Source organism: Glycomyces artemisiae (genome assembly GCF_003002955.1).
Classification (GTDB): Bacteria; Actinomycetota; Actinomycetes; order Mycobacteriales; family Micromonosporaceae; genus Glycomyces; species Glycomyces artemisiae.
Window position 1 is genome coordinate 12216 of the sequence record NZ_PVTJ01000015.1, and the last position, 12079, is coordinate 24294.

At 70.1% G+C, this 12079-nt stretch carries 8 protein-coding genes; 5 read left to right on the forward strand and 3 right to left on the reverse strand.

Features of this window, described 5'->3' with window-relative positions:
* Positions 1-271: 271 nt before the first annotated feature.
* A complete protein-coding gene (locus tag B0I28_RS25670) occupies positions 272-859 on the forward strand; it encodes a hypothetical protein (RefSeq protein ID WP_146148245.1) in 588 nt (195 codons plus the stop codon).
* A 44-nt stretch (positions 860-903) separates the two neighbouring features.
* Positions 904-2145: a hypothetical protein gene (locus B0I28_RS25675; protein ID WP_106366725.1), complete on the forward strand. Its 1242-nt coding sequence runs from the start codon at positions 904-906 to the stop codon at positions 2143-2145.
* A gap of 115 nt (positions 2146-2260) precedes the next feature.
* Here the strand turns inward: B0I28_RS25675 and B0I28_RS25680 are convergent, their stop codons facing one another.
* On the reverse strand, positions 2261-3565 hold the full coding sequence (locus B0I28_RS25680) for a S8 family serine peptidase (RefSeq protein WP_181245971.1): 1305 nt from the start codon (positions 3563-3565) through the stop codon (positions 2261-2263).
* A gap of 435 nt (positions 3566-4000) precedes the next feature.
* On the opposite strand from B0I28_RS25680, the gene B0I28_RS25685 reads away from it, so the two are divergent.
* Genes B0I28_RS25685 through B0I28_RS25695 form a run of 3 tightly spaced genes read left to right on the forward strand, consistent with a single transcriptional unit; the run spans position 4001 to position 6696 of the window.
* Positions 4001-4363, forward strand: coding sequence for a hypothetical protein (locus tag B0I28_RS25685; RefSeq protein ID WP_146148246.1), 363 nt, complete (start codon positions 4001-4003; stop codon positions 4361-4363).
* Between the two features lie 3 nt (positions 4364-4366).
* The gene (locus B0I28_RS25690; RefSeq protein WP_106366728.1) at positions 4367-6088 is read left to right on the forward strand and encodes an alpha/beta hydrolase; all 1722 of its coding nucleotides are present in this window, start codon (positions 4367-4369) and stop codon (positions 6086-6088) included.
* A 44-nt stretch (positions 6089-6132) separates the two neighbouring features.
* Positions 6133-6696, forward strand: coding sequence for a hypothetical protein (locus B0I28_RS25695; protein WP_106366729.1), 564 nt, complete (start codon positions 6133-6135; stop codon positions 6694-6696).
* Position 6697: 1 nt separating this feature from the next.
* On the opposite strand, the gene B0I28_RS25700 is transcribed toward B0I28_RS25695, so the two are convergent.
* Positions 6698-7774, reverse strand: coding sequence for a hypothetical protein (locus B0I28_RS25700; RefSeq protein ID WP_106366730.1), 1077 nt, complete (start codon positions 7772-7774; stop codon positions 6698-6700).
* Positions 7775-7895: 121 nt separating this feature from the next.
* Positions 7896-11936, reverse strand: coding sequence for a type VII secretion protein EccCa (gene eccCa, locus B0I28_RS25705; RefSeq protein WP_106366731.1), 4041 nt, complete (start codon positions 11934-11936; stop codon positions 7896-7898).
* Positions 11937-12079: the final 143 nt, after the last annotated feature.

Consider the following 12079-nt stretch of genomic DNA (forward strand, 5'->3'; position numbering starts at 1 on the left):
GAAAGGGACGAGTCCTCGCCACTGATGCGGGAGTGGCTCCCGAGCGCGTCGGCATAGGATCGCGGCTTCCGTCCCAGGTCGGGCCAGCAGGGGCGCTCCCTTGTGTCCCGATCTCCCCCGTTCGTGCCATGTCGCGCCGCCGCGGCGTCCGGATTGCGCCGCATCGGTATGCTGGACCTAGCACAGATCGGAGCGGCCGCGTGCCCATCGCAGCGCGTCGAGGTTCGCGAGCGCCCGACCATACCCCCTGACGAATCTCATACCCGAGGTGATGACGTTGCTTCCTGAGGACATGGGCGGCGGTGCAGTCCAGAACCGCGACGGCTCCTACACCGTTACCGACTCCAGCGGCACCAGGTTCCAGATGACCGAGGAGTCCTTCGACGAGTTCATCTCGAAGATGGGCATCACCCTCGACGACCTTGAGCTGTACCGCAGCCAGGTCATGGGCGGATCGGTCGTCCGCCTCCGCGAGGGCGCCAACCCCGAGTACCTCAGCGCAGGCAGCTTCCAGCCGGTCGACACGGTGAACGTGCCGTTCGGCGGCTTCGACGACGCGCTCGAACTCGCCGAGTCGTACAAGACGGTCTTCTACCCCGGCCGCGCCGAGCAGATCGACCGCGTCTTCCACGGCCTGGACACGGGTCGCGCGATCAGCGAGGACATCAAGGTGAGCTATCTGGAGTCCGATGGCAACGTCACGGCGAGCGTCGTCAGCATCCAGAGCGAATTCGACTCCCGTGGCGGCGGCATCTCCGAAAATGATGTGAGCGACGTTCGCGGCGATAACGAGCGCGCCAATGACACCACCGGTTCCGATGGGACGCCGGAGACCGACGACGATCCCGAGATCCTGTAGCCCTGCGGCAGCAGACGACCTGAACCCCGAGGAAGGAGCCCGCCATGGTTGCCAAGGGCAAAGGCAAGGACTACTACAAGAGCACCTATACCCACGAGCAGCTTTGGGAAATGCTTCAAGTGGGTGACGACTGGAGGGTCGAGCAGGCCGGTTCGGTCTGGACCTCTGCTGCGAGCGGTATGAAGGCCGCCCGCGAGGAAATGGCGGTTCACGTCTCGACGCTTCGCACGCAGTGGACCGGCGCGGCCTCCGACGAGTTCGAGAGCCGCATGTCCGTCGTCGAGGAATACAGCATCGAGTCCGAGAACGGCATGAAGCGTGCCGGCGAGATCACGATGCCAGACCTGGCGGGTTACCTCCGGACCGCCCAGAGCGATGCCCAAGGCGCGGACCTGTACCCCAGCTCCACCGAGACCTACGACGAATGGCTCGAAAGCCAGGACATCGACAAGACCAAGCCCGAGTACGAGACCAAGAAGGTCCAGTACCAGCAGCAGTACGAGCAGTACCTCGATCAGCGTCATGAAGCCATGGCTCAGATCGTGGCAGACCTCGGCGACCGGTACGCCCGGGCGAAGGAAGAGGACTTCAGCGAGCCCCCGCCTCCGCCCCCGAGCGACATGCCTGGCAATTCGACGTACCAGGCGCCAACTGGCGGCGTCTTCGCCGACAGCGGGCTCTCCAACTCCAATGACGTTCCGGATGCCCCTGGCGGCAACGACTCCTTGGGCGCGGACACTTCTGGTGCCGATGGCATCGTGGGCACCGGTGACGACCTCGACCCTGTGGACAGCAACTGGACGCCCGGCTCGTATGACGACATCGACAACGGCGGCCTTGCCAACGGCGGTCTCATGACCGGCGGCGGTGGTGGCGGCGGGACCGGGTACATGGGCGGAGGTGGCGGCGGGACCGGCCTCGGTGCCAGCAGCCTCACCGGTGCGGGCGCAGGCCTGTTCGGTCCCGCACGCGGCACAACGCCTGTCGGCGGCGCCGGAAACGCTCCGGGGCGCGGCGCGGGCAGCACGAGCCCCGCCCGCGCGGGTGCCTCCTCTGGGAACCGCACAGGTTCGGGCACCGGCGGACGCGGTGCGGGAAGCGGCAGCGGCGGCCGGGGCACCGGCTCGGGCAGCCGTCCCGGCAGCAGCAGCGGACGCGGCGGCACGCGTTCGGGCTACTACGACGATGACGACGAAGAGACCTACACCAGGGAGACCTGGCTGCGGGAAGACGACGTCGACTGGGGCCGCAACCGGGTCAGCGACGACGAACTCGACGAGGACTAGCCTGTCCTGAGCTGTCGATGAGGGGCGAGCGGAACTGACCGCCGCCCCTCTTGCGTTTCCCGGAAACAGTAAGGGCCGCAACCGATGTGCATCGGTTGCGGCCCTTACTCGTCGATCAGCGCTGGTTGGGTTCGCTCGGCCGCCAGGGCGGGCTGGGCTCTCCGGGGTTGCCAGGCTGGCTGAACCCCTGCGGCGGGCTGCTGTAGACCTGGCCGGGAGGCGGACCGCCGTAGTTCTGCCCGCCGCCGGTCGGCGGGACGTACTGCTGCTGCGCCGCTTGCTGGTACGGCGCCTGGCCCGGTCCGTTCCCGGGGTTGAACTGGCCCTGCTGCTGCGCGGCGGCCTTGCGGCTGCGACCGCGGAGCACCAGCCAGACCGCGACTGCCGCGCCGATGAGGATCACGGCCGCGGCGACGACGATGATCGCGTTGAGGTTCGACTCCTTGTTCCCTTCGGCCGCAGCCGAAGGGCCGCCGGTGGCCGCGCCGGGCTCCTGCGCGGACTCGGACGGCGCGGGGTCGTCGGGGGTGGCCCCGCTCGCGCCTGGCTCGCCCATCGGGTATCCGAGCGGGTTCTCCTGGACCGGTTCGATGCCTTCGGCGTTGACGGCCTGGTCGGCGTTCACGAGACCGAATCCGACGTCGTCACTGCGCTCACCGCTTGCATCTCCAGCAGTCTGAATGAGGCGCTGGATGACGTTGCTCGCATCGAGGTCCGGGTGTGCTGCCCAGGTCAACGCCGCAACGCCTCCGGCGAAACCCGAGCCCATCGAGGTACCGCCGACGACCGTCCCGTACAGCTCATCATCTCCGAGTGATCCCACTTGCGGCTTGGGAACTGTCATCTCATCTGCTGGGGCCGAGACTACGACCTCAGGCCCGGTGGTGCTGGTCTCAGCGAGCAGGCTTCCGCTCGTGTCAGTGCCAGTGACCGCCACGACTCCCGGAGTGGATGCTGGGTACAGCACCGGATCACTGGGATTATTACCGGCAGAGGCGATCACAATAAGGCCCTTGTCGATGGCGTATTGCAGGACCTCGATCGGCTCGCCGGTCACGACACCGTCAATGTGCCAGGGCATCACGAGAACATCGGCGCCGTTGTCAATCGCCCACTTGACTGACTCGACATCCGTCTCCCCCATGGCTCCGCCGAGATCGTTCTCGGCGCCGGTGTCCATGCGTACGGGAAGGATTGTGGCCTCGGGTGCGGCGAGCAGCACCGCTGCCGCGACTGCGCTGCCGTGTCCGTCGGTGTCGTTCCAGGCGTCGGTCTCGTCCGCGAAGGCCGTATACCCCGGCAAGATGTCCTTGTCTTCGAAGAATGGATGCTCGGCAATGCCAGTGTCCAGCACTGCGACCGTGACCCCCTCACCCTTCGTCGTACTCCATGCAGCGGGAGCCTGAATCAGGTCGGTCACCCAAGCATTGTCGTCATTGAGAGTCGTGTCCTGAGCCAGCGCGACACCCGGTGCGGCCGTGACCGCAGCGGTCGCGGCCAGGGCCGTGAGGCCCGAGGCCAGGGCGGTGCGGAGGCCGCGGGGCCGGGTCCGGGCGGGGGGTGGGGGGAGAGGTGTGGACATAGGGTTGGACCCCTTCCGTGTGCCGGTCGTTACAGCGCTGTCCGCTCTGCCCCACAACATACCGGACCTGTTTCAGCCCCGCGAGCCACGGAGGATCGCCAAAGGAACATAACGATATGGTCACAGAGAGGACGTTCCAGGTGCCGCCACTATCGGCCGTTTGCCTGGGATTTGTACGCTGTGTGTTGATCGGCACACGAGAGATTGGACCCCCCGTGAGCGCCCCACCGGTCTCGACCCGCCCTGCACGCACCGCTTCCCTTGGGACCCAACATGGTTGATCTGTCGTTGGATCCGGAGGAGATCAAGCGGGGCGGCGTCTCGATGTTCGCGGCCTCGGACGGGCTGTACGAGGACTTCAAGCAGGTCGCCAGTGAAGGCGGCGCGCTGAAGGAGTCGGTGGACACCGGGGTGTTCACCGGCGTGAACGAGGTGGCGCAGGCGGTCGAGCGGTGGGAGGGCGCGATCGTGCCCGGGCTGCGGGGCCGGGTGGAGGAGCTGGGGGCGTTCCTGGCGGTGTACTCGGTGCAGCACGTGGAGCTGGACGGGATGACCGCGGAGCTGTTCGCGCAGTACGCGGACCCCGAGGTGTTCCCGGTCGATCCGGGCTCGCGCACGACGCCGGCGCCGGAGTAGGCCGTGGGGATCACGTACGGCGCGCTGCGGGACGCCGACTTCGGGCCGCTCGCGGCCGTCGGGGAGCAGTGGCGGGCGCAGGCCGGGCGCATGGAGGAGCGGGAGTCCGAGCTGGACGACCTGCGGCGCAGGCAGATCGGCGAGTCCCAGTGGACCGGGACGGTGGCCGAGGAGGTGCGGTCGCGGGTGAAGCTCATCGGCGACGACACCGTGGAGCGGGCGGGCGAGTGCCGCCGGATCGCGGCGGCGATCGAGGACGCGGTGGCGGTGTTCAATGACCGGCAGGAGGAGCTCCTGGAGCTGCTCGCGTCGGTGCCGGAGGGCCTGTCGGTGGACGCCGACGGGGTCGCGACCGGGAAGGCCGCCGACGTCGCGGCGTTCGAGCAGCGCATGGAGGCGATCCTCGACGCGGTCGCCGAGGCCGACGAGACCCTGCACGCGGCGGTGGCCGCAATCGCCGGGACCACCGATGCGGGCGAGCGCTCGGAGCTCGCGGCGGGGGTGGCGCTGGCCGACGACTTCCAGGACATGCTCGACCGGGACGCGAGCCCGGCCGAGGTGAACGCATGGTGGGACGGCCTGTCGCCGTTCGAGCAGCAGGGCCTGCTGGAGGCGCGGCCTGAACTCCTCGCGCAGGTCGACGGCATCCCTTCGGGGATCAGGGACGACGCCAACCGGACCCTCCTGGAGGGCGAGATCAACCGGCGCGAGAACGAGATCGAGGCGGTCGAGGACCGGCTCGCGGCCGACCCCGGGAACGAGGACCTCCAGAAGCGGCTCGCGGACCTGCAGGGGACGCAGGAGCGATTGACGGGCCTCCAGTCGAGGATCGAGGAGCCGTACCGGATCGGCGCGGGCGGGCCCGCGCTCGACCACTACCTGCTCGGGTACTCCTCGGCCGAGGACGGGCGCGCGATCGTCGCGATCGGGAACCCCGACGAGGCCGACAACGTGTCGGTGCTGGTGCCGGGCACCGGGGCCGACCTGGGGAACGTCGGCGGGAGCGTCGACCGGGCCGGGCTCATGGCCGCGGACGCGTACTGGGCGGACCCGGACGCGAAAACGGCGTCGGTGCTGTGGCTGGGCTACGACGCGCCCGACGAGGTCGTGCCGCACGCGATGGACAAGCGGTACGCGGAGGACGCCGCGAAGGACCTGTCGTCGTTCGCCGCGGGGATGCGCGCGGTCGACGAGGACGGGAGCTCGCACGTGACGATGACGGGCCACTCCTACGGGTCGACGACGGTGGGGATCGCCGCGCGCGACGCCGGGCTGGACGTGGACGACATGGTGTTCGTCGGCTCCCCCGGGGTGGGCGTGGACTCGGCCGCGGACCTGGGGATTCCTCCGGACCGGGTGTGGGCCACCAGGAACGAGGAGGACATCATCGGCTGGGCCCGCGAGGACACGATCGGCACCGTCCTCGGCGGGGGCGGCGGCGGGCTGCTCGGCGGGCCGGTCGGGGGGCTCATCGGCGGCGCGGTCGGGTACTTCACCTCGGATCACGACGATCTCATCCACGGCACCGATCCGGTCTCGGACGCGTTCGGCGGCAGGACGTTCCGCAGCGACGCGACCCGGGACGCCGACGGGATCGAGGAGCTGTGGAAGGACAACGTGGAGAACCACTCCTCCTACTGGGACGGCGACAACGGCCATCCCCGCAACGCCGCCCGCGACAACATGGCGTATATCGTCACCGGTCAGACCAGCGGCGTCAGGTGAGGTCCCTTGCCTTCGCACTCCTACTACCGCTCGCAGGATGCTCGATGACCGCACCCGAACCGCCCGAGGCCCGCTACACGCAGGCCGAGGCGTACGCCCCCATGGAGGCCGCCGTCGCCGATGCGGTCGCGGCGCTGCCCGACTTCCCCGGGTTCGCCTCCCGCACCTGGCACGAGCTGCCCTGCACGCATGAAGGCGCCGAGGACCCCTCGCATGTGGGCGTTGAGATCTCGTACATGTTCGCCCAGGAGCTGTGGTCGGATCCGCTGGTGCGCGAGACGTACGCGGACGCGCTGCGCGGGCGGTGGGCCGAGGACGGGCTGGACGTGCACCGGGACGATGCGGTGACGCTCGCGTCCGGCCGCACCGACCGGAACGTGGAGGCGCTCCGCGAGGACGGCGTCAACCTCTGGTACCGCGTCTCGGGCGTCGTGGGCCTGGTCGTGCAGTCCGGGTGCGTGCCGCGCAGCGACCGCGGGGAGATCGAGTACGTGCCCCCCGCGGGCGGGATCGCCCCGGGCGGCCCGGGCGACCTCGTCGGCGAGTACTTCCCGGAGGGGATTCCGAAGGGCGCCGCGGACGGCGAGGCGGACTACTCGTCGCTCTGAGTCAGTCCCGGCATGCGATGCCGCGGACCATGTCGGTGGTCGGGTCCCCTTGGGGCGGCACGCATGCGGGCTCGGGGTCGACGCGTTCGACGCAGCCGCTGGCGGCGGTCAGCACGGGCGCGTCGCCGCCGGTGTAGCCGAGGGCGATCTCGTCGGAGCGCTCGGCGGTGATGCGGCGGACCCCGTCGAGGGTCGCGCCGTCGTACGTGATCGCGTAGTCCCCTTCGGCCCAGAAGTCGCGCACGGCCGCCTCGTAGGCGGGGAAGTCCGCGGTGCGCAGCTCATAGGTGAGGCTGTACCGGAACGTCTCCAGGCCCGCGGGGGTGCGGTAGCCGCAGGAGGCGACCTCGACGGTGCGGGCCGCGAACCCGGAGAACGCGGGGAGCGCGTCCGTCGTCTCGCCGACCGCGTCTTCGAGCCGTTGCCAAGTGCCCGTTTCGGTGTGGACGCCGCGGGGGTCGCCGGGCTCGGCGGCCGCGAGCGCCCACTGGCGCACCTCGGCCCCGGCGGCGACGGCCAGGAGCAGCGCGAGGGACCACACGGCGGTCTCGATCCCGGCGATGCGCCCCCGCGGGCGGTCGGGTTCGGCGCCGAGCCAGCCGCGGGCCTTCGCGGTGACGGCGAGGACCGCGCCGAGGAACACGATCGGGGCCGTCGCGGCGAGGAACACGCCCGCGACCTCGGCGGCGCCGTCGCTCATGGCCTGCCGCACCGGCATCGCCGAGGGCGTCAGGAGCAGCACGACCTGAACGAGCGCGAGGGAGCCGGCGGCGGCGAGGTAGAGGCGGGCGCGGCGCCCGCCGCGGCCGAGCCAGATCGCGGCGAGGACGTTGACGGGCACCGAAGGGGCGAGGACGAGCAGGTACGCGAGGCCGCGCTCGGCGAGGCCGTTGTCGACGCCGGGCCACGCGTACGCCTGGACGCCGCGCCACGACCACAGCCACACCGCGATCACCGCGGCCGCCTCGGCGAGCAGGAGCGCCTGGATCGCGAGCACCCCGAGCGGCGGCCGGGCCGGGCGGCCGGGTCGCGCGAGCGGCGCAGGGTCGAGCTCGGGGGGCGTGAGCAGTGGGTTCATTCGGGCCCTCGGTGTGCGGGAGTGCGAAGGGGGCTCGCACCGGTACGAGCGTAGTACGCTGCGGGGCCGCCCCCCGGTTGCACCGGTGGGCGGCCCCGCTCCTCTGCGTCTAGGGCGGGCCCTAAGACGAGCCGTTCGGGGGGAGCAGCGTCGTCTGGATGAGCTGCTCGCCGTCCTTGCGGCGCACCAGGGTGCCGCGGCCCGAGGGCTGCGGGCTGGGCCTGAGCTTGCCGAAGATCGCGCCCTCCTCCTTGCGGCCGCTCATGAGCAGGCCCGGGGATTCGAGCGACTTGATCTGCCCGACGATCGGGTCCATCATCGCGCGCCCGGCGCCGGAGCAGCGGCGGGCGATGATGACGTGGAACCCGATGTCGCGCCCGACCGGGATCAGCTCCTGGATGGCGATGAGCGGGTTCACGCGCTGGGCGACCATCTCGTAGTCGTCGATGAGCAGGTACAGGTCCGGACCGGTCCACCAGGAGCGGTCGCGCAGCTGCGCGGGCGTGACGTTGTCGCCCGGCAGGCGCTTCTCGATCGGGCCCTTGAGGTTCTTCACCGAGCCCTCGAAGTGCTTGCCGGACATGGCGTAGTCGAGCAGCGTCGGCTTCTGGATCTCCTCCAGCATGCCGCGCCGGTAGTCGGCCATGATGATCTTCGCCTCGTCGGCGGTGTAGTTCGCCTGGATCTCGCGCGCGATGTGCCGCAGCAGGTTCGTCTTCCCCGACTCGGAGTCGCCGAAGATGAGCATGTGCGGCTCGTTCGCGAAGTCCAGGTACACCGGCTTGAGCCCGGCCTCGTTGAGGCCGATCGGGATGCCCGGCTTCGTGCGGTCGACGGCCTTGAGGAAGTCGGCCACGTGGAGCTGCTTCGGCAGGAGGCGCACCGGCGGGCACGGCTGCCCGCGCCACGCCTGCTTGACCTTCTTGACGAAGTCCTCGACGCCGGGGAGCAGGTCGTCGCCGTCGCGGATCCCGTCGATGCGGGGGACGGCGGCGAGGATGTGGAGCTTCGCGAGCGACAGCCCGCGCCCGGGGCGGTTCTTCGGCACGTTCGCCGCCGCCTTGCGGTCGATCTCGGACTCCATGTTGTCCGTGAGCTTCAGCTCCAGCTTCAGGCCGAACATGTCCCGCATGTTCATGCGGATGTCGCCCCAGCGGGTGCAGGTGACCATGACGTGGACGCCGTACGCCAGACCCCGGTTGCCGATCGCGCGGACCTGGTCCACGAACGGCTCGAAGTCCTCGCGCAGGGTCATCCAGTTGTCGACGACGAGGAAGATGTCCCCGTACGGGTCGTCCTGGAAGCGGCCCTGCTCCTTCATGCGCCGGTAGGAGCCCATGCCGTCGATCTTGTTCGCGGTGAAGAACGCCTCGCGCTCGTCCAGGATGCTCGTGACCTCCTGGATCGTGCGCCGCACGCCCTCCTCCTCCTGCCGGCCGAAGACGCCCGCGACGTGCGGGAGGTCTTCGAGGCCGCGCAGGGTGCCGCCGCCGAAGTCGAGGCAGTAGAACTGCACTTCGCGCGGGGTGTGGGTGAGGGCGAGCGAGCCGATCATGGACCGCAGCATCGTGGACTTGCCCGACTGGGCGCCGCCCGCGATGGCGACGGTGCCCTGGGCGCCGGAGAGGTCGACGATGAACGGGCTGCGCTTCTGCTCGAACGGGCGGTCCTCCTCGCCGAGGACGGCGTGGAGCTTCCCGTTGAGGGAGAAGCCCTTCGGCGTGAGGCCCCGGACCGGGTCGACCTCCAGGGGCGGGAGCACCTGGTCGAGGGTCGGCGGCTCGGCGAGCGGCGGCAGCCACACCTGGTGGGCCGGGCGGCCCATCCCGATGCAGTTGTTGACCATGACTTCGAGTTCGGAGAGCTTCTCGTTCTCCTCGTCGTCCGCCGCCTCCTCCGGGGTGGTGAGGTCCTCCTCCGGCTCCTCCTCGACCTCGGGTTCCGGCGGGAGCTCCACGAAGCCGGGCAGGAACCGCTGCACCTTGTGCTGGACGGCCGCGATGCGCTCGGCGCGCGAGGCGACCCGCTTCGGCGGCTTGTACGACCCGCCGACGTAGGCGGCGCGGAACCGCACCAGGTCCTGGGTGCCGACCTGGAGGTAGCCGTGGCCGGGGGCCTGCGGCAGCTCGTAGGCGGCGCCCGAGCCGATGACGGTGCGCGACTCCTGCGCGGAGAACGTGCGGAGCGCGACCCGGTACGACAGGAACGTGTCCAGGCCCTTCAGCTTGCCCTCTTCGAGCCGCTGCGAGGCGAGCAGCATGTGCACGCCGATCGAGCGGCCGATGCGGCCGATCTGGAGGAACAGGTTGATGAACTCGGGCTTCGCGACGAGCATCTCGGAGAACTCGTCGGCGATGATGAGCAGCGTCGGCATGGGGTCCAACGGCTGCCCGGCCTTGCGGGCCTTCTCGTACTCCCACCGGTTGGTGAAGTTGCCCGTCGCGCGCAGCACCTCCTGGCGCCGCACCAGCTCGCCTTCGAGCGCGTCGGCCATGCGGTCGACCAGCTCGATCTCGTCGGCGAGGTTGGTGATGACCGCGGAGACGTGCGGCAGCTCGTCGAGGGCCGCGAACGTCGCGCCGCCCTTGAAGTCGACGAGGATGAAGTTGAGCTCCTCCGAGGAGTGGGTGGCGATGAGCGACCCGACGATGGTGCGCAGCACCTCCGACTTGCCGGAGCCGGTGGCGCCGATGAGCAGGCCGTGCGGGCCCATGCCGCCGACCGCGGACTCCTTGAAGTCGATGTCGACGATGGCGCCGTCCGGGCCGGGCCCGATCGGAACCTTCAGGTAGTCCTTGATCGGCTTCTCGCGCCAGTGCACGGCCGGGTCGAGCGCCGCGGCGTCGTTGAAGCCGAGCATCTCCGGCAGGCTCGACGGCGCGGCCATCGGCGAGGCGTCCTCGTCGCCGGTCTCGGTGGTCCCGGAGGCGCCCTTGAGGGTGAGCCGCCAGGGGGCGAGCGAGCGGGCGATGCCCTCGGCCTGGTTGTACGACAGCGCGTCCGGCTTGCCGAGCACGCGGCGGCGGCCGGCCTGGTCCGTGTAGATCTCCTCCGCGGTGACGTCGTAGAGCTTGATCTGCGGCCCGGGCTTGCGCGGCAGGTAGCCGGAGAAGTCGAACACGGTGACGCCGGCCATGCCGTCGGCGGCGATGATCCCGGTCGGGTCCACCTCGCCGCCGTCGAGGACGACGACCAGGTGCGCCTGGCCCTCCCCCGCGGTCGCGCCGGGCGACCACGCGCCGCGGCTCGACAGCTGGTCGCGCAGCGAGTTCTCCAGCTGCGTGGTCGTGTTGAAGAACATGCGGACCGGTCCGGCCCCGTCCTCGGCGGACGGGTGCTGGAGGTGCGGCAGCCACTTCATCCAGTGCCACTCGGGCATCCGCTCGTTGTCCGCGACGACCGCGATGATGACGTCGTCGGGCGAGTGGAGCACCGCGAGCTGGGCGAGCTGGGCGCGCAGGTTGTCCATGACGACCTGCCGCTCGCCGCGCAGCACCAGCCGCGCGGCCTCGGTGTACTTCATCGACCGGGGGATGTCGATCACGTTCGAGTGCGCGGCGACGAACCGCCGCAGCGCCATCGACGTCATCGGCTCCAGGTCCTCGACCGGCTTGGTCTCCGGCGGCACCAGCTTCATCGTCATGCGCTGCTTGCCGATGCCGACGCGCACGTCCAGCGAGTCGTCGTCCTTGCTGCGGCGCTCCCACATGCGGCGGGACCCCACCAGCGACCACAGGGCCTTCGGGTCGGGGTGGCGCCACCGGGCCGCGCGCCACTGGCGCTCGGCGCCCTTGCGGGCGCGGCGCCGCACCTGGTTGAGGTAGCGCATGTAGTCGCGCCGGTCGGCGTTGAACTCGGCCTTCTTCTGGGCCCGGTTGCCGCCCAGGTTCGTGGCCATCATGCCGACCATCGAGACGCCCATCATGGCGCCCATGGCGATGCGCATGGTGTTGTTGCCCCCGGAGCCTCCGGTGGTCGTGCGGCTCATCATCATCATGGCCATCGCCGCAGCACCGGCGAGCATCGGCAGGATCATCAGATACTGCGCGATGTTCTTCGGCTGCGGGTCGGGCATGTCCGGCGGCGACTCCAGGAGGATGTCGCCGCGGGGGGCCTGGGGCCCGCGCTTGCGCGGCGGTCTGCGGAAGAGTTTGGTCGTCACAGAGGGTCCTTGTACTCACCGGGGGATGCGCCTGCCAACGGCCGGCCCAGACGACGCCTTGCGAGCGTCGGCGAGGATGCTTGCTAGCCGCCGCCTGGGCGCTGCCGTATAAAAGATATAAGTGCGCTCTGTCGAGTATCGCA